This is a genomic window from Streptomyces syringium, assembly GCF_017876625.1.
Classification (GTDB): Bacteria; Actinomycetota; Actinomycetes; order Streptomycetales; family Streptomycetaceae; genus Streptomyces; species Streptomyces syringius.
In genome coordinates this window covers 5,932,240-5,953,800 of record NZ_JAGIOH010000001.1, presented here as the reverse complement: position 1 = coordinate 5,953,800, position 21,561 = coordinate 5,932,240, and the positions used below count along the sequence as shown (strand labels likewise).

Genomic DNA, 21,561 nt, shown 5'->3' with positions numbered 1-21,561 from the left:
GGGGCTGCGCCCTCAGCGCCGGAGCGGCTGCTGCGCTATGTCCTCAATCGCCGGACGGGCTGCTGCGCTATGTCCTCAATCGCCGGACGGGCTGATGTGAGCCCGTCCGGCCGCGCCGGTGAAGTGGCGGGTCACCAGGGACTCGACTCCGGCGAGGTCCTGCGCGGCGAGGGCGTCGAGGAGGGTCAGGTGCTCGGCCGCGTCGGCGACGAGGTCGGCGGTGCGGCGCACCGGGCCGTGGGGGGTCGGCCACTGGGCGCGGCGGTGCAGTTCGTCGGCGATCATGACCAGCTGGCGGTTGCCCGTGAGGCCGAGGAGGGCCCGGTGGAAGGCCCGGTCGGCCTCGGCGTAGCCGGCGCGGTCGCCGCTCGCCGCCACGGCGGCGGCCGTCTCGGCCAGTGGCAGCAGCTCGGACCAGGTCCGCGCCGGGAGCGTGCGGGCGAGCTGCAACATGGCGGGGAGTTCGAGGAGGGTCCGCACCTCGGCGAGCTCGGCGAGGTCGCGCGCGGTGCGGCTGGCGACCCGGAAGCCGCGGTTGGGCACGACCTCGACCGCGCCTTCGAGCACGAGCTGCTGCATGGCCTCCCGCACGGGCGTCGCGGACACCCCGAAGCGCTCGCCGAGCGCGGGGCCCGAGTAGACCTCGCCGGGAATCAGCTCACCGCTGACCAGCGCCTTGCGCAGCGCGTCGAGCACCTGGCCCCGGACGGAGTAGCGCTGCGGCATCCTGCGCGCCGGGCGCTCGCCCCGCGCGGGCTCCTCGGTACGCTCGGACCGCTCCGGACGTGCGGTGTCCCGGCGGGCGCCGGGCAGCGGATGGCCGTAGCCGTGCTCCCGCTCGTCGTGGACGTGCTCACCGCGCGCGGGCCCGGCCTGCGCCGGCACGCCGGCGCTCGGCAGCGGCGCGGCAGTACGGGGTCTGCCCTGCTCCATGGGGGTCCTCCTGGGTGTCCATAACGAACCATAGGCGGCACCTGCGACAGTTCAAACCCCGAACGATTCCCGGTAAGGTAAGGCTTACCTGACATCGATCTCGATTCGGTGGTCCCCGCATGCACCCCGCCCCGGCCGCCCCGCCTCCGCGCACCTCCCTCTCTTCCTCTCTCCCCGCGCCCTCCCCTTCCACGGACGCCGTGACCGCCCGGGTCTCCCCCGTGGCCGAGGCGTACGCCCGCATGACCGAGGTCTTCCCCTCCCTGACCGTCCTGATGGAGGCCCCGCGCCACGGCGACGGCTGGGTGACCGCCGCCGGGCTCGCGGCGGGCGGCGGTGACCTCGATGCGTACCTGGCGTGGGACGACGAACAGATCCGGCGCGACTACGGGCAGCCGGCCCGCCCGGACGTGGTGGCCGGCTTCGGCCTGCACCGCTACGCCTGGCCGGTCTGTCTGCTCGTCACCGTTCCCTGGTTCCTGCACCGCCGCGTACCGCGGCTGCCGGTCGGCGCCGTCTCCTTCCACCGGGTGCTGGGGCGGATGACGGCCGAGGTCACCTCCTTCGCCTGCCTGCCGGACGACCCGGCCGCCGACGACCCGGGCGCCCGGGTCGTCGCGGACGAGGAAGCGCTGCGCACGGAGGTGCGGGCGGCCGTCGCCGAGCATCTGGGGCCGGTGCTGGACGGCTTCCGGCCGCGGATGCGGCGCGGGCCGCGCGCCCTGTGGGGCATGGCGACCGACGAGGTGACCGAGGGGCTCTGGCATCTGGGCCGGCTGCTCGGCGAGGAGGAGCGGGTGCTGCGGGAGCTGGCCCTGCTGCTGCCGGGGGCCACGGCGCCGTACGTCGGCGGCTCGGACTTCCGTGAGCTGGCCGTGCCGACAGCTCAGGGGGCGGAGGCGTTGCCGACCCGGGACCGGGTGAGTTGCTGCTTCTTCTACACCCTGCGCCCCGACGACACCTGTCTCACCTGCCCCCGCACCTGCGATGCGGACCGAATCGATCGACTTTCCGCAAGCTGATGGGCTTCATTCCACCCGGTCGAGTGGATTGACGGGAACACAATTCCCGTTCACCTGAACGATGTTCGACTTACTTCGCACCTATCTGTATTCCCTTGGCCTCCATTGGCGTTCACTTGCTCCAAAACCCTTGGGCTAACGGTCCGATTCCGACAGGATGGCGCGCGAAACGCAGTACCGCAAAGCAAGGGAAGCAAGATGAGAGTGACCGACATACCGCTGAATTGGGTGCTGCCCTGTGGGGTGGCGCTCACGGGGGCCCTGGTGGCGGTGGCGGTGCTCACGCGCGGGCGGCGGGGCAGCCCGGAGGACGCGGCGGGCACCACGGATTCCTGGGAACGCACCGAGGAGCGCAGGCGCCGCAAGGAGACCGTCTACGGCATCGCCTCGTACGTACTCCTCTTCTGCTGTGCCGCCGTCGCCGCCGCGCTCTCCTTCCACGGCCTGGTCGGCTTCGGACAGCAGAACCTGGGTCTGACGGACGGCTGGGAGTACCTGGTCCCCTTCGGCCTCGACGGCGCGGCGATGTTCTGCTCCGTCCTCGCCGTCCGCGAGGCCAGCCACGGCGACGCGGCCCTCGGCTCGCGGCTGCTGGTGTGGACCTTCGCCGGCGCCGCCGCCTGGTTCAACTGGGTGCACGCGCCGCGCGGGATAGACCACGCGGGTGCCCCGCAGTTCTTCGCGGGGATGTCGCTGTCGGCGGCGGTGCTCTTCGACCGCGCGCTCAAACAGACCCGCCGGGCCGCGCTGCGCGAACAGGGCCTGGTGCCCCGCCCGTTGCCGCAGATCCGCATAGTGCGGTGGCTGCGGGCTCCGCGGGAGACCTTCGGCGCCTGGTCGCTGATGCTGCTCGAGGGCGTACGGACGCTGGACGAAGCCGTCGAAGAGGTCCGCGAGGACAAACGACAGCGGGAGCAGCACCGCATCCGCCAGCGGGAGGCGGGCAGGCTGGAACGGGCCCGTCTCAAGGCCTACAACCGGCAGCACCGGGCGTGGGGCCTCGGCCGTGGCGGCCAGCAAGTGGACGTACGCCCGCCCGGACCGTCGGGACCGGCCGCCGTGCCCGCCGCCGCGCAGCCCGCACAGATCGGTTCGGAGCCTTCCATAGTCGAGCAGGGGCACCTTCCCGTTCGTTCCCGTCCACTTCAGGCGGTCGGCGGCGGTCCTGAGCCGATCGACCTCACCGCGGAGGACGACACCCAGGCCATCCCGCGACTCGACTCGCTGGAGGCCAAACTCGCCCAGATCGAGCGTCAGTTCGGCTGACTGACAACCGGCCGCCCTGGGCCGCCGCGCGGCCCGGGGCGCGCGTGGCGAGCCGCACCCATACTACCTGGCCGCCCGACTGGTATCGACACGGTGACCACACGTGACCGTGCCTCCGCGGGCATCAACTCGCCTCGGGCAGCGTCGAATCGGGCCGGGCGAGGCGCCAACTCCTCACCCCCGCCGCGCCGTCGGCCTTCAGGGCTCCTGGGCTTCCAGCTCGAACCACACGGACTTGCCCACAGCATGGGCCCGAACGCCCCAGGCGTCCGCCAGGGAGTGCACCAGCAAGAGCCCGCGGCCCGAGGTGGCGGCCCCGGCTATGACGGACTCCGGATCACCGTCCAGGCCGGCGCGGCGCAGGGTCGGATGCCGCGCGACGAAGTCCCGCACCTCCACCCGCAGCCGCCCCTTGACCTCGGCGGCGTCACCACCGCCCAGCGTGACGGTGACCACCGCCCCGCCGTCGGTGTGCACCAGGGCATTGGTGACCAGCTCGCTCGCCAGGAGCCGGGCCGTTTCCGCCCGTCCCGGCGCCCCCCACCGCGCCAGCAGTTCGCGCAGGACGGCCCGTACGTCACCGACCGCCGTCAGATCCTTTCGGCGGAGCCGTCTTTCCCAGCAAGGCCCGGAATCCCCTTTTCCGTCCCCGTCCCCGTCCGACGTCATGCCGTCCGCGGCCCCTTCCCGACCCGCGTCGCTCTCCGCGTCCACCCAGTTCGCAGTTCGCCGTTTCATCCCTCGCCGCCCCGACCCCTCCCCGGCGCCCCGGATCGAACACGCTCACGGCAATGCATGCCCACTCGCAAGGGAACGACGCCTGTTGACGGATCAACATGCTTATATGACTGGAATACGGGAGTGTCTACGAACGGTGAATAGCCGCCCCCGGTGGCCCCCGCGATCACCGGGCCGATTGTCAGTGCCCCCTGCGACACTCGCCGCATGACCGAGATTCCGACGAAGACCCCGCCCCGGCCACCGTCCGACGGCTACGCCCAGCCCTGGTCGGGCGGTGACCGGGCACCGCTCCCCCGCGTCGGCGGGGAGCGCGAGGTGCTGACCGCCTTTCTCGACTGGCACCGGGCGACGTTCGAGGCCAAGTGTTCCGGCATCCCGCCGGAGCGGCTCTCCGAGAAGGGTGTCGCCCCCTCCGGCCTGAGCCTGCAGGGCCTTCTCCGCCATCTCTCCGGGGTGGAGCGGTGGTGGTTCCGCATGCAGTTCGCCGGTGAGGACCTGCCCCACCTGTACTACTCGGACGACGACCCCGACCAGGATTTCGAGGCGTTGGACGGCGACGTCGAGGAGGCCTTCGCGGTGTGGCGGGCCGAGTGCGAGCGCTCGCGCGAGATCGTGGCCGGCGCGCCCTCCCTGGACGCCACCGGCGTGGAGCGGCTGAGCGGCGAGCCGGTCTCGCTGCGCGTGATCCTGGTGAAGCTGATAGCGGAGTACGCCCGGCACAACGGCCACGCCGATCTGCTCCGCGAGCGGATCGACGGCTCCACCGGCTTCTAGGGCCGCCCTGCCGAGGCGAGGTGGTTCCGCTAAGGCCTCGGCACATTGCGGAGGTTGGAGCGGGCCATCTGCAGCATCCTGCCCACCCCGCCGTCCAGCACGATCTTGCCCGCGGAGAGCGCGAAGCCGCTGACCATCTCCGCGCGGATCTTCGGGGGGATGGACAGGGCGTTCGCGTCGGTGACGATGTCCACCAGCGCGGGGCCCTTGTGCTTGAAGGCGTCCCGCAGCGCGCCGCGCACGTGCTTGGGCTTCTCGACCCGTACGCCGTGCGCTCCCGCCGCCCGGGCGATGGCCGCGAAGTCGGGGTTGTCGTTGGTCGTGCCGTACGCCGGCAGCCCGCCGACCATCATTTCCAACTCGACCATGCCGAGGGAGGAATTGTTGAAGAGCACGACCTTCACCGGCAGGTCGTACTGGACGAGGGTGAGGAAGTCGCCCATCAGCATGCTGAAGCCGCCGTCACCCGACATGGAGACGACCTGCTGGTCACGGTCGAGGAACTGGGCGCCGATCGCCTGCGGCAAGGCGTTGGCCATCGAGCCGTGCGTAAAGGAACCGATCACACGGCGGCGGCCGTTGGGGGTGAGATAGCGGGCGGCCCAGACGTTGTTCATCCCGGTGTCCACGGTGAAGACCGCGTCGTCGGCGGCCTCCTCGTCCAGGATCGAGGCGACGTACTCCGGATGGATCGGCGTGTGCTTCTCCACCTTGCGCGTATACGCCTTGACCACCCCTTCGAGGGCGTCGGCGTGCTTCTTCAGCATCTTGTCGAGGAACTTGCGGCTGCTCTTGACCTGCACCTTCGGGGTGAGGCAGCGCAGCGTCTCGCGCACGTCGCCCCACACCGCGAGATCGAGCTTGGACCGGCGGCCCAGGTGCTGGGGGCGCACATCGACCTGGGCGATCTTCACATCGTCGGGAAGGAAGGCGTTGTACGGGAAGTCGGTGCCCAGCAGGATCAGCAGGTCGCACTCGTGGGTGGCCTCGTAGGCGGCGCCGTAGCCGAGCAGGCCGCTCATCCCCACGTCGTACGGATTGTCGTACTGGATCCATTCCTTGCCGCGCAGCGCGTGCCCGACGGGCGCCTTCACCCGTTCCGCGAAGCCCATCACCTCGTCGTGCGCGCCCGCCGTGCCGCTGCCGCAGAACAGCGTCACCTTGCCCGCCTCGTCCACCATGCGGGCCAGCGCCTCGATCTCCGCGTCGCCGGGCCGCACGGTGGGGCGCGTGGTGACCAGGGCGTGCTCGACGCTGCGCTCGGGGGCCTGCTGGTCCGCGATGTCGCCCGGCAGGGCGACGACGCTGACGCCGCCCTGGCCGATCGCGTTCTGCACGGCGGTCTGGAGCACCCGGGGCATCTGCCGCGGGTTGGAGATCAGCTCGCAGTAGTGGCTGCACTCACGGAAGAGCTGGTCCGGATGGGTCTCCTGGAAGAAGCCGGTGCCGATCTCGCTGCTCGGGATGTGCGAGGCCAGGGCGAGGACCGGCGCCATCGAGCGGTGCGCGTCGTAGAGGCCGTTGATCAGGTGCAGATTGCCGGGGCCGCAGGAGCCCGCGCAGGCGGCGAGCTTCCCCGTCAGCTGCGCCTCCGCCCCGGCGGCGAACGCGGCGGCCTCCTCGTGGCGGACCTGGATCCAGTCGATGGCGGCGTTCCGGCGGATCGCGTCCACAATGGGGTTCAGGCTGTCGCCCACGACCCCGTAGAGCCGCCGCACCCCGGCTCGTACGAGGATGTCCACCGTCTGCTCCGCCACGGTCTGCTTCGCCATCGAGCCGGTCCTCTCGGGTCGGGTCGGGACACGTCCGGGCGCGTCCCCTGACAGTGCGCTCCTGCCCCCCATCAACCCATGGAACTCCTGGCTATGCCTCCCAGACCGCGCACGCGGTGCGGTCGTCGGCGTATCCCTTCACCCGCAGCTGTCCGTCCGCGAGGAACGCGGCCAGCCCGGGCGGGCGCTGGCCGGTCCACCGCTCGGCGAGCCGGTCGCCGAGCGCGGGCTCGCCGCGCATCGGGTCGGCCAGGCCCGCGCTGCACAGCAGCAGGACATCACCCGGCCGGGCGACGGACGCACGGAACCGGAAGGGCTCGCTCGGCACCTCGACGGGGTCGATGACAGGGGCGGTGCCGGGGGTGGCGATGCCGAGGTCCACGGTGATCCGGTCGGCGGGGCCGCTGCCCCGGCCGACGATCGGGTCGACGTTCCCGTCCGCCTCGCGCGGGGCCGGGTCCAGGTCCTGCCACGCGCCCTCCCGCAGCCGGAAGAGCCCGCCCGCGCCCACCCCGAAGAAGACCCGCGTGCGGCACCGGGCGTCGGCGGGCAGCAGCAGGCAGCGCACGGCGGCGGTGTACTCGGCGGGCCGCAGGCCGAGGTCGGCCGCCCGGCCGCGCAGCCGCCCGTAAGAGCGGTCGGTGAGCCGGTGCAGCCCCGACCGCAGCTCCCCGCGGCGGCCACGGCGGATGTCCTCGACCAGCCGGGGGTGGCTGCGCCCGACCGCGTCGGCCAGCCACGCGCAGGCGTCCCGGGCGGCCCGGTGGGCGCCTTCCGCGGCGCGTCCGCCGCTCGCCACGGCGACCAGCAGCAGGGCGTCGTCGCCCTCCCCGAAGCGGGCGGTGAGCAGCGCGTCCCGCCGGGGTTCGCCGCGGTAGCGGGCCGAGTCCCCGCGCAGGGACAGGGCGCGCAGCGTCAGCACGCCGTACCGGGCTCCGTCGACCACGGTGTCGGGCACGAGGTCGTCCAGTGCGCCGGGGGCGGCGGGGGGCCAGGCGGTGGGCTCGGCGTCGTAGGTGGGCGGCCCCTGGCCGACGAATTCGGCCGCGCGGTTGGCCGTGCGGACCGTCTGGCGGGGAACGGAGGACAGCCGGGTGGTCGGCTCGGGCCCGCTGCCCGCGTCGAGCTCCCCTGCGGACCGGCCCGGCTCGATGGCCACCCGCGTCGGGGCCGGCGGTGCGGCGGGGGTGGGTGGTGCGGACGGGACGGCGGGGAGGGGCCGTGTGGGTGGCTCGGCGGGCGCGGAGCGCTTCCGCGGGACCTGCGGCAGGGGGAGGCGCGGTGGCGGGACCTGCGCCCTCGGGTCGGTGCGCGGGGGCTTGCGCGGCCGTTCCGGCCTGGTGTTCGAAGGCCTGGCGGGCGGGGGGAGTTGGGGTGGCACCGGCAGGGCGTCGGCCTGGGGCGATCCCCAGCTCTTCGGCACGGGGAGCAGTCCTCGGCCGGGCGGGGAGGGCGGGGGCGGCCCGGCGGAGTCCGCCGCGTCGGGCGGGGAGGGCGGGTCCGGCGGGGAGGGCGGGTCCGGCGGGGCCTTGGGGCCGGCGGTGTCGGCAGCGTCGGCGGGGGCCGGTGGTCCGGACGTATCGGTGAGGCGGGCGGAGGCCCGGGGAGCCGGGGGCCGGGGCGCGGGGGCGGGCGGGGCGGGTTCGGACGGGCGTACGGGTTTCGCGGCTTCCGTGTGCCCCGGGCGGCTCCCGGGGCCGGAGCGCCTGACCGGCTCCGATCGGCTCACCGCCTCGGTACGGCGGGGTGGTTGGGACGGGCGTGGGCCGGGTGGTGCGGGTGGTTCGGCGCCTCGCAGCGCCCGCGGTTCGGCCCTCACCACCGCCGCGGCCGAGATGAAACGATCATCGAGGCTGTCGTCCTCGGCGGCCGAGCCCGGATCGGGTTCGCTCCTGCCGTACAACTCGCCCCACCAGGCGTCCTCTTGGTCGGCGTACCGATCCCCCTGCTGGTTCATGCCCTTATTGTCCACACTGTGTGGCTTACGGGAAGAGTGCACGGCGGACACCACCCGGGGATGATGGCCCGAGTCGGAACGCCGTTTGGGGAGGGGTTCGCGTGCTCGGTGCCATAGGACTGGACGCCATGAGGGGGACGGCGCCCCGGGATCAGGGGGCTGAACGGCTCGCGGGCCCCGGCGCGGTGGAGGTGGTGACCGGGGCGCGCGCTGTCGCACAGCGCCTTGCGCGCATGCGTCTTGGCGCGGGCGAAGAAGTGTGCGCGCTGTTGACGGGGAGACCCTGGGGCGCCCCGGCCGCGGAGAGCGGGGTGCCCCACCGGACGGTCGTGGAGCGGGCCGCGTTGGCCGGGGCGCGGGGGCGGGACGGGGCCACGGCCGCCCTCGGCCGGGTCGAACCCGCGCGGCTGCGGGCGGTCGAGCGGGTCCCGGCCGAGCTGGTCATCGCCGACCGCCGGATCGCGCTGCTGCCGCTCGCCTCGCACACCGCCGAGTCCGCCGCGCTGGTCGTCCACGGCGGTGCGCTGCTGGAGTCCCTGGTGGACCTCTTCGAGGACGTCTGGCACGAGGCGCTGCCGATCCGGGCGGCCGACGCGGATCCGGCCCGGGCCGGCCACCTGCCCGGGGCCCGCATACCCGGCGGGCCCGGGGCTCCCGGGCCCGACGCGGTGGATCTGGAGGTCCTCTCCCTGCTGCTGGTCGGCCTCACGGACGCGAGCGTCGCGAAGCAGCTCGGCCTGGGGTTGCGGACGGTGCAACGGCGGGTGAAGCGGCTGATGGAGCTGGCGGGGGTGACGACGCGGTTGCAGCTGGGCTGGCACGCGGCCGAGCACGGCTGGACGGCCCGCGGCTGACGAGAATCAGGCGTCTTCGCACGTCAGACCCGGTGCGGGGGCGCTGACGGCAGCATTCCGGCAACCTGGGTCCATGGGGACGTGGCAGCTGGTCCTGGTCGGGCTGGTGATGCTGCTCGGCCTGTTCGGCGTCGTGACGCCGGGGCTGCCCGGACCGCCGATCGTATGGGCGGGGGCGCTCTGGTGGTCGATGACCGAGCGGACCGCGTCGGCCTGGGCGGTCCTGGCCGGGGCCACGGGGGTGCTGCTGCTGAACCAGGCCGTCATCTGGCTGCTGCCGCCCAGGCGGCCGAGGGGCGCGGGCATCACCCGGCGCGCTTTCCTGGTGGCGGGCGCGTCGGGCGTCGTGGGCTTCTTCGTCCTGCCGGTGATCGGTGCCGTGCCGGGCTTCCTCGCCGGGCTCTACGCGATGGAGCGGCGGCGGCTGGGCGGGCACGGCGAGGCGTGGGCGTCGACGCGGACGGTGATGCGGTCGCTGGGGACCAGCGTGCTCGTCGAACTGTTCGCCTGTCTGCTGGTCGTGGGCGGGTGGCTCGGCGCGGTGGTCCGGGGGTGACGGTCGACCGGGCCGTGGTCTCGGTTCGCGCGCTCAGTCCGCGCTTTCGAGGGCCAGCAGCAGGCGCTTGCGGTCCAGACCGCCCGCGTAGCCGGTGAGCGAGCCGTCGGCCCCGATCACGCGGTGGCAGGGGCGCAGCACGAGCAGCGGGTTGGCGCCGACCGCGCCGCCGACCGCGCGCACGGCGGCGCGCGAGGCTCCGACGCGGGCGGCCAGCTCGCCGTAGCTGGTGGTGGCGCCGTAGGGGACGGTGTCCAGGGCGGCCCACACGCGTTGCCGGAATTCGGTGCCCTGGGGGGCGAGCGTGAGCGTGAAGTCCTTGCTCTCGCCCGCGAAGTAGGCGGTGAGCTGCCGTTCGGCCTCGGCGAAGGCGGCGGGTTCGCGGTGCCAGTCCGGCTGTGCGAGGAGACCGTTCTTCTGGCCGGGTACGGACAGCGAGGTGAGGGCGGTGCCGCCGGGCACGCCGGCGGCGGGGCGGCCGGTGAGGAGCAGCTGCCCGAGCGGGCTGTCGATTTCGGTGTAGAGCATCGTCAGGCGTCCTTCGGTTCGCGGGGCGGCGTGTGGTTCCACAGGTGGTGCAGGGCGTAGGAGCGCCAGGGGCGCCAGGCGTCGCAGGCGTCGGCGGGTGCGCCGAGGGCGGCGAGTCCGTGCCGGGCGCCGGAGTCACCCGGCAGGAAGACATCGGGGTCGCCGAGGGCCCGCATGCGGATGTAGCCGGCGGTCCAGGGGCCGATGCCGGGCAGGTCGAGCAGGGCGCGCTCGGTGGCGTCCCGGTCGACGCCGGGGTCGAGCCGGACGCGGCCGTCCGCGAGGGCGGTGGCGACGGTGCGCAGGGCGCGTCGCCGGGAGTCCGGCATGCCGAGCTCCTCGAGGGTGGCGTCGGCGAGGGTGGCGGGCTCGGGGAAGACGTGGGTGAGCCCGCCGTCCGGCACGGCGAGCGGTTTGCCGTAGGCGGCGACCAGGGTGCCCGCGAGCCGTGCGGCGGCGGCCACGGTGACCTGCTGGCCCAGGACGGCCCGTACCGCCAGCTCCTCCCCGTCCGCCGCCCCGGGCGACCGCAGCCCGGGGCGGGCGGCGACGAGGGGGGCGAGGTGGGGGTCGGCGCCGAGCCGCTCGTCGACGGCGTACGGGTCGGCGTCGAGGTCGAAGAGCCGCCGGACGCGCTGCACGGCGGTGGACAGGTCGCGGGGGTCGGTGAGGTGGAGGCGGCAGTCGAGCCAGTGGCCGCGGCGCGGCTGCCCGGCGGGGCGGGGTTCGCGGACCTCGGCGACGGCGGTGCCGTACGGCAGGCGCAGGGTGCGGCGGTAGGTGCGGGCGCCGGGCGCGCCGAGGGTCTCCTCGATGCCGGGGACGGCGCGCCGCTGGAGGAAGTCGAAGATCTCCCGGGCGGCGTACGGGCCCCGGTGCGCGAGCCGCAGCGGGATGCCGGCGGCGGCGCGGCCGCGCGTGCCGGGCGCCTGGGCGCGCAGCGCGCTCGGTGTACGGGCGTAGGTCTCGCGCATGGTGTCGTTGAACTGCCGCACGCTGGTGAAGCCTGATGCGAACGCGAGTTCGGTGACCGGCAGGTCGGTGGTCTGGAGCAGGACCCGGGCAGTGTGGGCCCGCTGGGCCCGTGCGAGGGCGACGGGGCCGGCGCCCAGCTCCTCGGTGAGCTGGCGGTGTACCTGCCGGGAGCTGTACCCGAGCCGATCGGCGAGCCCGGCGACCCCTTCGCGGTCGACGACACCGTCGCCGATCAGCCGCATCGCGCGCCCGACCAGGTCGGCCCGTACGTTCCACTCGGCCGACCCGGGCGCGGCGTCCGGCCGACAACGCCGGCAGGCCCGGAACCCGGCCCGCTGCGCGGCGGCCGCCGACGGGTGGAAGCGCACGTTCGCCCGCTTCGGGGTCACCGCCGGGCAGCTCGGGCGGCAGTAGATGCCGGTGGTCACGACGGCGAAGAAGAACACTCCGTCGAAGCGGGCATCACGGCTGCTCACTGCCTCGTACCTGGTCTCTTCGTCCATCACGCCTTCCAGTCTGCGCCATGCGAGGCGGCGGGACTGGCGGAAATCGGACGCGACGATGGCCCTCCGGGCGAGGACCCCGCCCGCAAGCGGCCCCGACCGGCCGCAGGCCCCGACCGGCCGCAGGCCCCGACCGGCCGCAGGCCCGGACCGGCCGCAGGCCCGGACCGGCCGCAGGCCCGGACCGGCCGCAGGCCCGGACCGGCCGCAGGCCCGGACCGGCCGCAGGCCCGGACCGGCCGCAGGCCCGGACCGGCCGCAGGCCCGGACCGGCCGCAGGCCCGGACCGGCCGCAGGCCCGGCGCCTCGGGGGCGTGCCCCCTTCGGGGGACGCACCCGTCGGCGCCGGGCGCCGGGGCCCGCTTCGCCCAGCGGCTAGCGCCCCCGTTTGCGGGCCACCATTTCGCGTCCCAGCGCCTGCTTCTTCTTCCAGTCGCGGCGGATCTCCGCGCGCAGGCGGGCGTCCGTGCGGGCCGCTATGCGCTGGTTCTCGCGCAGGAGCTTGCGGTAGCTGTCCAGCCTGCGCCGGCGCAGCTCTCCCGTCTCGACGGCTTCCAGGACCGCGCAGCCCGGCTCCGCCTCGTGGCCGCAGTCGTGGAAGCGGCAGCGTGCCGCCAGGGACTCGATCTCGGAGAACGTCTGCGCGACGCCGCTCTCGGCGTCCCAGAGGCCGACGCCCCGCAGCCCCGGGGTGTCGATCAGGACGCCGCCGCCGGGCAGCGCCAGCAGATTGCGGGTCGTCGTCGTGTGGCGGCCCTTGCCGTCCCGGTCGCGGGCGGCCTGGACGGTCTGGACGTCCTCGCCGAGGAGCGCGTTGGCGAGGGTGGACTTGCCGGCGCCGGACTGGCCGAGGAGTACCGATGTCCCCCCGGACAGCGTGGCGGCGAGGATGTCGACGCCCTCGCCGGTGGTCGCGCTGACCGCCAGGACCGGCACGCCCGGCGCCGACGCCTCCGTGTCGGCGACGAGGTGGCCGAGCACCTCCGGCCCGGCCGTCTCCGTGACCAGGTCGGCCTTGGTGAGGACGACGACGGGCGCGGCGCCGCTCTCCCAGGCCAGGGCCAGGAACCGCTCGATCCGGCCGAGGTCCAGCTCGACGGCGAGGGAGACCGCGATCACGGCGTGGTCGACGTTGGCCGCGAGGATCTGGCCCTCGGACCGCTGCGAGGAAGTGGAGCGCACGAAGGCCGTGCGGCGCGGCAGCAGGGCGCGGACGAACCCCTGGGCGAGGTCGACGGCCGCCCAGTCGCCGGTGCACATGATGCGCAGCGGGTCGCCCGTGGTGACGAGGGCCGTGTCGGCGTGGACCGTCCGTACGCCCTCGCCGTCGGGGACGACGAGGTCGCAGCGGCCGCGGTCGACGCGGATGATCCGCCCGGGTGTGAGGCCCTCCGCGGCGTACGGGGTGAAGCTGTCAGCGAACCCTTCGTCCCAGCCGTAGCCGGTGAGTGGGTGTGACGCAGCGAGCTCGAACAAGGAAGTGATCCTTCAGGAAAGAGGAGGGATGAACCGACTTCTGAGAGCGGGCAACGCCCGTCGCAATGACAGTCATCACGGTCCTCACCTCCTGGTTTCCTGTGTCTCGCCGCGTGGTTCGCGCGGTGTGTGGGGAGCGTAGGCCCCCACCCGTCCGCCGCGCCAATGATTTTTCTAGTCGCGCCCGTCCGGTTTCGCGTGCCGCCCGTGCTTCGCGTGCTTCGGCTGGTGTTCGGGCTTGAGGTGGTGCAGCCGGGCCCGGACGTCCTCGGGGGGCAGGAACTGCGCCCAGCGCTCGGGGAACTCCGACGGCGGCTCCCGGTCCTCGCCGATGACGCCGTCCTCCTCGTCGACGTCGTCGGGCGGGTACACCCGGGCGGCACGTTCGGCCGCCGCCCGCGCCGCCGCGGCCTCGCGTACCCGGTCCACCTCGGCGCGCGCCGCGGCGGTGGCGACGGACGGCCACACCCGGTCTATCGCGGCGTTCACCGCGGCGCCCACGAGGACCGCGAAGGCCGAGACGCCGATCCACAGCAGCACGGCGACGGGCGCGGCCAGCGAGCCGTAGATCGTGGGGCCCTCGACGGTGTGAGTGAGGTAGATGCGCAGCAGGAAGCTGCCGAGCACCCACATGCCGAGGGCGACGAGCGCCCCGGGGATGTCCTCCTGCCAGGGCGAACGGACGGGCACGGACACGTGGTACAGCGTCGTCAGGAAGACGACGGAGAGCAGCGTCACGACGGGCCAGTACAGCGCCCGGACGAGGTCCGCGCTCCAGGGCACGATGTCCAGCACGGCGTCCGGCCCGGCGACCATCAGCGGGAGCACCACCGCCCCGATGAGGAGGGCGACGATATAGAGGAGGAAGGCCAGCAGCCGGGTCTTGACGATGCCGCGTTTGCCCTCCAGCCCGTACATGATCGTGATGGTGTCCACGAAGACGTTCACGGCGCGCGAGCCGGACCACAGGGCGATGGCGAAGCCGACCGAGATGATGTCCGGGCGGCCGCGTTGGGTGACGTCCTGGAGGAGCGGTCGCGCGATCTCGTTGACGCCCTTGTCCGACAGGACGGTCGCGGAGGCGTTGAGGATGTTGTTCTGGATGCTCTCGATGGTCTTGGTGCCGGTCCAGGCGTCCAGGTAGCCGAGCAGGCCGAGGAGACCGAGGAGCAGGGGCGGCAGCGAGAGCAGCGTGAAGAAGGCGGCCTCGGCGGCGAGCCCGGTGACGCGGTACTCCACGCAGGAGTTGACCGTGTCCTTCAGGAGGAGCCACGCCATCCTGCGTTTGGAGACATTTCGGTACAGGACGCGAGCCCTGTGGAGTCGGCCGACCGACCGCCCCGGTGGTTCATTTGCTGCCTGCACGCCCTTACCGTATCCGCCGAATGGCCCTTGGCCTGCACGGTGGGCGGATGGGTGGGGGCAGAGGAACCGGGGTGGGGCGGAGCGGGGCGGCCGACGGCCGCGACGGCGGCGGGAGTCGAGGCGGAGGGTGATGCTGCGCCGACTCGGCACCACCCTCCGACCGCTCCCTGTCACCTTGCGCCCGCACCGATGCCACCCGCAACGGTTGCACTGCGTTGCAATCTTGCCGATGCCCCGACGCGACGCGCCTCGCGGCGGCACCATTGCAGCGTGAACCGCAGACCATTCGAGGCGGGCCTGCTGCCCGCCGTCCGGGAGGCGTGGCTCGCTGATCCGTCGCCCGCCGGTACGGAGCCCGCCCGGCGGGCCGGAGCCGTGCTGCCGCGCCAGGTGATCGGGCAGTCCTGGCATCGCGTGCGGCGCCACGGCATCGACCCGGACGTGGGCCGGGCCGCACCGGCCCTGTCGGCCGAGGAGGTGGAGCACCGGCGGCACAGCTCTCCGCTGGGCGGGCTGCTGCCGCAGCTGCGCGAGGGGCTGGGCGAGGTGGCCGACACCGTGCAGCATCTGATGGCCGTCGCGGACGCCGACGGCCGGGTGCTGTGGCGGGAGGGCAGCCCGGGGGTGATCAGGAACGCCACCCGGCTGGGCTTCGACGTGGGCGCCTGCTGGACGGAGGACCTGGTCGGCACGAACGGCCTCGGCACCTCGCTGGTGGAGCGCCGCCCGGTGCAGGTGCACTCCGCCGAGCACTTCGTCCGGACCCATCACGCCTGGACCTGCGCGGCGGCCCCGCTGCACGACCCCCGGGACGGGCGGCTGGTGGGCGTGCTGAACGTCAGCGGGCCCGCGGGGGCGTTCAACCCGGCCTCGCTGGCCCTCGTCACCGCCGTGGCCAAGGTGGCCGAGGCGGAGCTGCGCGCCCGGCACTGGGAGTCCGTCGACCGGCTGCGTTCGGTCGCCACGCCCATGCTGGCCCGGATCGGCGGCCGGGCGCTGGCGGTCGACCGGGACGGCTGGACGGCGGCGGTGACGGGCATGGGCCCGGTGGGGCGGGTGGTGCTGCCCAAGTCGGTGACGCCGGGGCGGGCGTGGCTGCCGACCCTCGGACTGTGCCGGCTCGAGCCCCTGCCGGACGGCTGGCTGGTGCGCGTCGAGGAGCCCGACGCGGGGGCGGGCCGGGACGGCACGCCGAGCCGGGTGGTGCTGGATCTGCGCCGGCCCCGGAGCTGGACGGTGACGGTCTCCGGCGAGTCGGGGCAGTGGTCGCAGGAGCTGAGCCCGCGCCACGCCGAGCTGTTGTACGTACTGGCCCGCCACCCGGCGGGGCGCACGGCCGCGGAGCTGGCCGCGGACCTTTTCGGCGACGCCACCCGCACGGTGACGGTACGGGCGGAGATGTCCCGGATGCGGCGCACGCTGGCGGGGGTGCTCAGCCACCGCCCGTACCGCTTCACGGACGGCATCGACGTCCGGCTGCTGACGCCGCTGCACGCGGAGGACCTGCTGCCGGCGTCCCGGGCCCCGGTCGTGCTGGCCGCCCGCCACGGCCTGCCGGCGCACTGACCGCCGCCCCCGCCCGGGGCTCCGGCGAGGCACGCCCGAGCGCGTGGTTGGCTGGGCCGCATGAGTAACAGCACGATTTCTGTGACGACCTGGTCCCTGGAACAGACATCGCCGGCCGATCTCGCGCCGGTGCCGGAGCCGGACATGCCGGACGGTCTGCGGATCGAGCGGGCCGAGGTGCCCTCGCCCGAGCTGAGCCGTTTCCTCTACACGGCGGTGGGCGGCAGCGTCAGCTGGACCGACCGGCTGCCGTGGCCGTACGAGCGGTGGCAGGCCTATCTGGAACGGCCGGGCGTGGAGACCTGGGTGGCGTACGACCGGGGGACCCCGGCGGGTTACATGGAGCTGGAGCCGCAGGACGAGGGCACCGTCGAGATCGCCTACTTCGGGCTGCTCCCGGCGTTCCAGGGGCGCCGCCTCGGCGGGCGGCTGCTGTCGTTCGGCACCGCGCGGGCCTGGGACCTGGCCGAGCGGTGGCCGGAGCTGACACCGACGAAGCGGGTGTGGCTGCACACCTGCGACAAGGACGGCCCGCACGCCCTCGCGAACTACGAGCGACGCGGCTTCCGGGTCTTCGCCACCAAGACGGAGGACGAGCCGACGGTCACGCCGCCGGGCCCCTGGCCGGGGGCGTAACGCCTGGCCGGCCGGTTCTTCGACTGCGGGCCGCGGCAGGTGCACCTCCGCTGCGCGGCGGTGTCCTCAATCGCGATTGAGGACGCGCCCGCAGGGCGCCCGCCCCCGCAGGGGCGCCCATCGCCGCGCGGCGGCACAGGCCGAATACCGACATGCGAGACGATACAGTCCGCATCGCGGACAACGCTTTACTGGCCGGAGACCCCCGTGCCACGCTTCCGTCATGTCTCGAGCTGGAGTTGCCTTGGTGAGTCGACGCCACGTCGACCTGGGCCGCATGTCCAGCGCCATCTGTCCGGCGCGCTGAGAGTCTCAGCACCACCGTTCTTCCGCGGCGCTTTCCCGCCGCCTTCGCCGCCCCCGCCGTCCCCATCGTCGCGGACGAGCCACCCCGAGCCGCCCCACCTCGCACCGCCGTGCCCGCGTTCGCCGCGCACGTCGCACCACCCGTGACCGCCGTTTGTGCGCCAGCCCGGGTCCATCGGCGTATGCGCAGGTCACAGGCGGCGGCTCGGCGTGAACAGCCCTCCTCAGAGCCGCCCCCAGAAGGACATATCGCCATGGCTGCCACCTCGGAAAGCGCCGCCGACGCCACGACCCGCCGCAAGGCCGGCCGCCATCGCGGCGAGGGCCAGTGGGCCGTCGGCCATCACACGCCGCTCAACGGCAACGAGCAGTTCAAGAAGGACGACGACGGTCTCAATGTGCGGACACGCATTGAGACGATCTACTCCAAGGCCGGTTTCGACTCGATCGACCCCAACGACCTGCGCGGCCGCATGCGTTGGTGGGGTCTGTACACCCAGCGCAAGCCCGGGATCGACGGCGGCAAGACCGCGATCCTGGCGCCGGAGGAGCTGGACGACCGCTACTTCATGCTGCGGGTCCGCATCGACGGCGGCCGGCTGACCACCGGGCAGCTGCGTGTCATCGGTGAGGTCTCCCAGGAGTTCGCCCGGGGCACCGCGGACCTGACCGACCGACAAAATGTGCAGTACCACTGGATCCGGATCGAGGACGTCCCCGAGATATGGCGGCGGCTGGAGGCCGTGGGCCTGTCGACGACCGAGGCCTGCGGTGACACGCCCCGTGTGATCCTCGGCTCGCCCGTCGCCGGCATCGCCGAGGACGAGATCATTGACGGCACGCCCGCCATCGACGAGATCCACCGCCGGTTCATCGGCAACAAGGACTTCTCCAACCTGCCGCGCAAGTTCAAGTCGGCGGTGTCCGGTTCGCCGTTGCTGGACGTGGTGCACGAGATCAACGACGTCGCGTTCGTCGGCGTCGACCACCCCGAACACGGCCCCGGCTTCGATCTGTGGGTCGGCGGCGGGCTGTCCACCAACCCGAGGATCGGGGTCCGGCTCGGCGCCTGGGTGCCGCTGGACGAGGTGCCCGACGTGTACGGCGGTGTGATCGGCATCTTCCGCGACTACGGGTACCGGCGGCTGCGCAACCGCGCCCGGCTGAAGTTCCTCCTCGCCGACTGGGGCGCGGAGAAGTTCCGCCGGGTCCTGGAGGAGGAGTACCTGCGGCGCCCGCTCCTCGACGGCCCCGCGCCCGCAGCGCCCGTCGAGCAGTGGCGCGACCACGTCGGCGTCCACCGGCAGAAGGACGGCGCGTTCTACGTCGGTTTCGCGCCGCGCGTCGGCCGGGTCGACGGCACGCTCCTGGTGAAGGTCGCCGCGCTGGCGGAGGCCCACGGCTCGGGCCGGCTGCGCACCACCGCCGAGCAGAAGATGCTGGTGCTCGATGTGCCCGAGGAGCAGGTGGAGTCCCTGGTCGCCGGGTTGGAGGCGCTGGATCTGCGGGTCAGCCCGTCGCCCTTCCGGCGCGGCACGATGGCCTGCACGGGCATCGAGTTCTGCAAGCTCGCCATCGTCGAGACCAAGGGCCGAGGCCAGAGTCTGATCGACGAGCTGGAACGCCGGATGCCGGACTTCGACCAGCCGGTCACCATCAACATCAACGGCTGCCCGAACGCGTGCGCCCGCATCCAGGTCGCGGACATCGGTCTCAAGGGCCAGCTCGTCGTCGATGACGCCGGCAACCAGGTCGAGGGCTTCCAGGTGCACCTGGGCGGCGCGCTGGGTCTGGAGGCCGGTTTCGGCCGCAAGGTCCGCGGCCTGAAGGTCACTTCGGCCGAGCTCCCGGACTACGTCGAGCGCGTCCTCACCCGGTTCGCCGAGCAGCGCGAGGACGGGGAGCGGTTCGCGACCTGGGCGGCCCGCGCCACGCAGGAGGACCTGTCATGAGCGGGCGGGCGGCCCCCTTCTACTGCCCGTACTGCGGGGACGAGGACCTGCGCCCCTCCGAGGAGGGGCACGGCAGCTGGGAATGCGGTGCCTGCAACCGCGCGTTCCGGCTCTCGTTCCTCGGGTTGCTGGCCAAGGGCCTGCGGCACGACACACGCGAAGGAGACACCGAAACTCCATGAGCCACATAGATCTGACCGAACGTCACTCCTCGCTGGAGGCGCTGGCCGAGCGGGCCGGGCGGGAGCTGGAGGACGCCCCGGCGCTCGACATCCTGCGCTGGGCGGCCGAGACGTTCGGGCCGCGGTTCTGCGTCACCTCCTCCATGGAGGACGCGGTCGTCGCCCATCTCGCGTCCCGCGTCCTGCCCGGCGTGGACGTCGTCTTCCTGGACACGGGCTACCACTTCCCGGAGACCATCGGCACCCGCGACGCGGTCGCCGCGGTGATGGACGTCAATGTCATCACCCTCACCCCGCGCCGGACCGTGGCCGAACAGGACGCCGAGCACGGGCCGCGGTTGCACGACCGCGACCCGGACCTGTGCTGCGCGCTGCGCAAGGTCCAGCCGCTGGAGGAGGGCCTCGGCGCGTACGACGCCTGGGCGACCGGGCTGCGCCGCGACGAGTCACCGACCCGCGCGCACACGCCCGTTGTCGGCTGGGACGGCCGGCGGCGGAAGGTGAAGGTCTCGCCGATCGCCCGCTGGACGCAGGCCGACGTGGACGCGTACATACAGGAGCAGGGAGTGCTGGCCAACCCGCTGCTGACGGAGGGCTATGCCTCCATCGGCTGTGCGCCGTGTACGCGCCGCACCGAGTCAAACGAGGACGCCCGCGCCGGCCGGTGGGCGGGGCGGGGAAAAACGGAATGCGGGCTTCACGGATGACGGATTCACAGGAGATACGGATGACGAGTCCGGGCGCGCCACACGACAAAGGCGCCACCGTCTGGCTCACCGGGCTGCCCAGCGCGGGCAAGACGACCATCGCCTACGCCCTGGCGGGGCGGTTGCGTGCCGAGGGGCACCGGGTGGAGGTGCTGGACGGCGACGAGATCCGGGAGTTCCTCTCCGCCGGGCTCGGGTTCTCCCGTGCGGACCGTGACACCAACGTGCAGCGCATCGGGTTCGTCGCCCAATTGCTGGCCGCGCACGGCGTGACCGTACTCGTGCCCGTCATCGCGCCCTACGCGGACTCCCGCGAGGCCGTCCGCAAGCGCTACCAGGAGCACGGCACCGGCTATGTGGAGGTGCACGTGGCGACGCCGGTGGAGGTGTGCTCGGCACGGGACGTGAAGGGCCTGTACGCGAAACAGGCCGCGGGCGAGATTTCCGGGCTGACGGGGGTGGACGACCCGTACGAGGCGCCCCTGCAGCCGGACCTGCGGATCGAGGCGCACCGGTCGGGCGTCGAGGAGTCCGTGGCGGAACTGCATGCGCTGCTGACGGAGAGGGGAATGCTGTGAGCGTGGACGAGACCCCCTACGCCCTGACGCATCTGGACGCGCTGGAGTCGGAGGCGGTGCACATCTTCCGTGAGGTGGCGGGGGAGTTCGAGCGGCCGGTGATCCTCTTCTCCGGTGGCAAGGACTCGATCGTCATGCTGCACCTGGCGCTGAAGGCGTTCGCCCCGGCGGCGGTGCCGTTCTCGCTGCTGCACGTCGACACCGGTCACAACTTCCCCGAGGTCCTCGCCTACCGCGACCGTACGGTCGCCGAGCACGGCCTGCGGCTGCACGTGGCGTCCGTGCAGGACTTCATCGACGACGGGCGGCTGCGCGAGCGCCCCGACGGCACCCGCAACCCCCTGCAGACCGTGCCGCTGCTGGACGCGATCGGCGCGCACCGCTTCGACGCCGTCTTCGGCGGCGGCCGCCGCGACGAGGAGAAGGCGCGCGCGAAGGAGCGGGTGTTCTCGCTGCGTGACGAGTTCGGCGGCTGGGACCCGCGCCGGCAGCGCCCGGAGCTGTGGCAGCTGTACAACGGCCGGCACTCCCCCGGTGAGCACGTGCGGGTCTTCCCGCTGTCGAACTGGACCGAGCTGGACGTGTGGCAGTACATCGCCCGGGAGAAGATCGAGCTCCCGGCCATCTACTACGCCCACGAGCGCGAGGTGTTCGCCCGGGACGGCATGTGGCTGGCGCCGGGTGACTGGGGCGGCCCCAAGGACGGGGAGCGGGTCGTCAGACGGCTGGTGCGTTACCGCACGGTCGGTGACATGTCCTGCACCGGTGCCGTCGACTCCTCGGCGGTGACGATCACGGACGTCATCGCGGAGATCGCCGCGTCCCGGCTGACCGAGCGGGGCGCGACGAGGGCCGACGACAAACTGTCGGAGGCCGCGATGGAGGACCGCAAGCGCGAGGGGTACTTCTAGC

20 protein-coding genes and 1 pseudogene are annotated in these 21,561 nt (G+C 73.3%); 13 read left to right on the top strand and 8 right to left on the bottom strand.

The features are described 5' to 3' along the window. Positions 1-75: 75 nt before the first annotated feature. Positions 76-933, bottom strand: a complete 858-nt coding sequence (locus JO379_RS26520; RefSeq protein WP_242626425.1) for a GntR family transcriptional regulator — start codon at positions 931-933, stop codon at positions 76-78. A 119-nt stretch (positions 934-1,052) separates the two neighbouring features. On the opposite strand from JO379_RS26520, the gene JO379_RS26515 reads away from it, so the two are divergent. Together JO379_RS26515 and JO379_RS26510 are read left to right on the top strand one after the other, a co-directional pair. Beyond that, positions 1,053-1,955 (top strand): (2Fe-2S)-binding protein, encoded by a 903-nt coding sequence (locus JO379_RS26515; protein ID WP_209517272.1) that lies wholly within the window; start codon positions 1,053-1,055, stop codon positions 1,953-1,955. Positions 1,956-2,153: 198 nt separating this feature from the next. Continuing rightward, positions 2,154-3,221 (top strand): DUF2637 domain-containing protein, encoded by a 1,068-nt coding sequence (locus JO379_RS26510; RefSeq protein WP_130881636.1) that lies wholly within the window; start codon positions 2,154-2,156, stop codon positions 3,219-3,221. A 198-nt stretch (positions 3,222-3,419) separates the two neighbouring features. Here JO379_RS26510 and JO379_RS26505 read toward each other — a convergent pair whose 3' ends face one another. Further along, complete coding sequence (locus JO379_RS26505) at positions 3,420-3,890, bottom strand: ATP-binding protein (protein WP_209517270.1); 471 nt, start codon at positions 3,888-3,890, stop codon at positions 3,420-3,422. Positions 3,891-4,166: 276 nt separating this feature from the next. Here JO379_RS26505 and JO379_RS26500 point away from each other — a divergent pair, with 276 nt between their 5' ends. Further along, complete coding sequence (locus JO379_RS26500; RefSeq protein WP_209517268.1) at positions 4,167-4,736, top strand: DinB family protein; 570 nt, start codon at positions 4,167-4,169, stop codon at positions 4,734-4,736. Between the two features lie 29 nt (positions 4,737-4,765). Here the strand turns inward: JO379_RS26500 and JO379_RS26495 are convergent, their stop codons facing one another. Together JO379_RS26495 and JO379_RS26490 are read right to left on the bottom strand one after the other, a co-directional pair. Then, on the bottom strand, positions 4,766-6,508 hold the full coding sequence (locus JO379_RS26495; protein WP_209517266.1) for a pyruvate dehydrogenase: 1,743 nt from the start codon (positions 6,506-6,508) through the stop codon (positions 4,766-4,768). A 91-nt stretch (positions 6,509-6,599) separates the two neighbouring features. Beyond that, positions 6,600-8,465 carry a protein phosphatase 2C domain-containing protein gene (locus JO379_RS26490; protein WP_209517264.1) on the bottom strand — a complete coding sequence of 622 codons (1,866 nt, stop codon included), beginning with the start codon at positions 8,463-8,465 and terminating at the stop codon, positions 6,600-6,602. A gap of 185 nt (positions 8,466-8,650) precedes the next feature. Between JO379_RS26490 and JO379_RS26485 the strand changes: the two are divergent. Then, a pseudogene (locus JO379_RS26485) lies at positions 8,651-9,319 on the top strand (helix-turn-helix transcriptional regulator); the annotation flags it as partial. A gap of 73 nt (positions 9,320-9,392) precedes the next feature. Beyond that, complete coding sequence (locus tag JO379_RS26480) at positions 9,393-9,875, top strand: DUF456 domain-containing protein (RefSeq protein WP_209517260.1); 483 nt, start codon at positions 9,393-9,395, stop codon at positions 9,873-9,875. A 33-nt stretch (positions 9,876-9,908) separates the two neighbouring features. On the opposite strand, the gene JO379_RS26475 is transcribed toward JO379_RS26480, so the two are convergent. From JO379_RS26475 to JO379_RS26460, 4 genes are all read right to left on the bottom strand, one after another. After that, on the bottom strand, positions 9,909-10,403 hold the full coding sequence (locus tag JO379_RS26475; RefSeq protein ID WP_209517258.1) for a methylated-DNA--[protein]-cysteine S-methyltransferase: 495 nt from the start codon (positions 10,401-10,403) through the stop codon (positions 9,909-9,911). Between the two features lie 2 nt (positions 10,404-10,405). Next, entirely contained in the window at positions 10,406-11,881 is a 1,476-nt protein-coding gene (locus JO379_RS26470) for a DNA-3-methyladenine glycosylase 2 family protein (RefSeq protein ID WP_209518883.1), read from the bottom strand. Between the two features lie 375 nt (positions 11,882-12,256). Then, a complete protein-coding gene (gene rsgA / locus JO379_RS26465; RefSeq protein ID WP_372449151.1) occupies positions 12,257-13,366 on the bottom strand; it encodes a ribosome small subunit-dependent GTPase A in 1,110 nt (369 codons plus the stop codon). 165 nt (positions 13,367-13,531) lie between these two features. Then, positions 13,532-14,722: a YihY/virulence factor BrkB family protein gene (locus tag JO379_RS26460; RefSeq protein ID WP_130881645.1), complete on the bottom strand. Its 1,191-nt coding sequence runs from the start codon at positions 14,720-14,722 to the stop codon at positions 13,532-13,534. Between the two features lie 270 nt (positions 14,723-14,992). On the opposite strand from JO379_RS26460, the gene JO379_RS26455 reads away from it, so the two are divergent. The 8 genes from JO379_RS26455 to cysD all read left to right on the top strand — a co-directional run bounded on the left by JO379_RS26455 (position 14,993) and on the right by cysD (position 21,560). After that, positions 14,993-16,288 (top strand): helix-turn-helix domain-containing protein, encoded by a 1,296-nt coding sequence (locus tag JO379_RS26455; RefSeq protein WP_372449112.1) that lies wholly within the window; start codon positions 14,993-14,995, stop codon positions 16,286-16,288. Between the two features lie 60 nt (positions 16,289-16,348). Further along, a complete protein-coding gene (locus JO379_RS26450; RefSeq protein ID WP_130881647.1) occupies positions 16,349-16,924 on the top strand; it encodes a GNAT family N-acetyltransferase in 576 nt (191 codons plus the stop codon). A 223-nt stretch (positions 16,925-17,147) separates the two neighbouring features. Continuing rightward, complete coding sequence (locus JO379_RS34230) at positions 17,148-17,231, top strand: putative leader peptide (RefSeq protein WP_356458947.1); 84 nt, start codon at positions 17,148-17,150, stop codon at positions 17,229-17,231. Positions 17,232-17,484: 253 nt separating this feature from the next. Continuing rightward, on the top strand, positions 17,485-19,182 hold the full coding sequence (locus tag JO379_RS26445; protein WP_130881648.1) for a nitrite/sulfite reductase: 1,698 nt from the start codon (positions 17,485-17,487) through the stop codon (positions 19,180-19,182). After that, positions 19,179-19,364: a hypothetical protein gene (locus JO379_RS26440; RefSeq protein WP_130881649.1), complete on the top strand. Its 186-nt coding sequence runs from the start codon at positions 19,179-19,181 to the stop codon at positions 19,362-19,364. Before JO379_RS26445 ends, JO379_RS26440 begins: the two co-directional genes overlap by 4 nt. Further along, positions 19,361-20,071 carry a phosphoadenylyl-sulfate reductase gene (locus JO379_RS26435; protein WP_130881650.1) on the top strand — a complete coding sequence of 237 codons (711 nt, stop codon included), beginning with the start codon at positions 19,361-19,363 and terminating at the stop codon, positions 20,069-20,071. The genes JO379_RS26440 and JO379_RS26435 overlap by 4 nt, the downstream gene beginning before the upstream one ends. After that, on the top strand, positions 20,068-20,649 hold the full coding sequence (gene cysC / locus JO379_RS26430) for an adenylyl-sulfate kinase (RefSeq protein WP_372449111.1): 582 nt from the start codon (positions 20,068-20,070) through the stop codon (positions 20,647-20,649). The genes JO379_RS26435 and cysC overlap by 4 nt, the downstream gene beginning before the upstream one ends. After that, positions 20,646-21,560, top strand: coding sequence for a sulfate adenylyltransferase subunit CysD (cysD, locus tag JO379_RS26425; protein WP_130881652.1), 915 nt, complete (start codon positions 20,646-20,648; stop codon positions 21,558-21,560). The genes cysC and cysD overlap by 4 nt, the downstream gene beginning before the upstream one ends. Position 21,561 lies beyond the last annotated feature (1 nt).

Bases quoted from the DNA above. Each gene is read 5' to 3' on its own strand.
- JO379_RS26505 (WP_209517270.1), bottom strand. From the start codon at position 3,890: ATGACGTCGGACGGGGACGGGGACGGAAAAGGGGATTCCGGGCCTTGC.
- JO379_RS26495 (WP_209517266.1), bottom strand. From the start codon at position 6,508: ATGGCGAAGCAGACCGTGGCGGAGCAGACGGTGGACATCCTCGTACGA.
- JO379_RS26445 (WP_130881648.1), top strand. From the start codon at position 17,485: ATGGCTGCCACCTCGGAAAGCGCCGCCGACGCCACGACCCGCCGCAAG.
- JO379_RS26450 (WP_130881647.1), top strand. From the start codon at position 16,349: ATGAGTAACAGCACGATTTCTGTGACGACCTGGTCCCTGGAACAGACA.
- JO379_RS26510 (WP_130881636.1), top strand. From the start codon at position 2,154: ATGAGAGTGACCGACATACCGCTGAATTGGGTGCTGCCCTGTGGGGTG.
- JO379_RS26490 (WP_209517264.1), bottom strand. From the start codon at position 8,465: ATGAACCAGCAGGGGGATCGGTACGCCGACCAAGAGGACGCCTGGTGG.
- JO379_RS26470 (WP_209518883.1), bottom strand. From the start codon at position 11,881: ATGGACGAAGAGACCAGGTACGAGGCAGTGAGCAGCCGTGATGCCCGC.
- JO379_RS26500 (WP_209517268.1), top strand. From the start codon at position 4,167: ATGACCGAGATTCCGACGAAGACCCCGCCCCGGCCACCGTCCGACGGC.
- JO379_RS34230 (WP_356458947.1), top strand. From the start codon at position 17,148: ATGTCTCGAGCTGGAGTTGCCTTGGTGAGTCGACGCCACGTCGACCTG.
- JO379_RS26435 (WP_130881650.1), top strand. From the start codon at position 19,361: ATGAGCCACATAGATCTGACCGAACGTCACTCCTCGCTGGAGGCGCTG.
- JO379_RS26440 (WP_130881649.1), top strand. From the start codon at position 19,179: ATGAGCGGGCGGGCGGCCCCCTTCTACTGCCCGTACTGCGGGGACGAG.
- JO379_RS26515 (WP_209517272.1), top strand. From the start codon at position 1,053: ATGCACCCCGCCCCGGCCGCCCCGCCTCCGCGCACCTCCCTCTCTTCC.
- JO379_RS26480 (WP_209517260.1), top strand. From the start codon at position 9,393: ATGGGGACGTGGCAGCTGGTCCTGGTCGGGCTGGTGATGCTGCTCGGC.
- JO379_RS26475 (WP_209517258.1), bottom strand. From the start codon at position 10,403: ATGCTCTACACCGAAATCGACAGCCCGCTCGGGCAGCTGCTCCTCACC.
- cysC (WP_372449111.1), top strand. From the start codon at position 20,068: ATGACGGATTCACAGGAGATACGGATGACGAGTCCGGGCGCGCCACAC.
- JO379_RS26520 (WP_242626425.1), bottom strand. From the start codon at position 933: ATGGAGCAGGGCAGACCCCGTACTGCCGCGCCGCTGCCGAGCGCCGGC.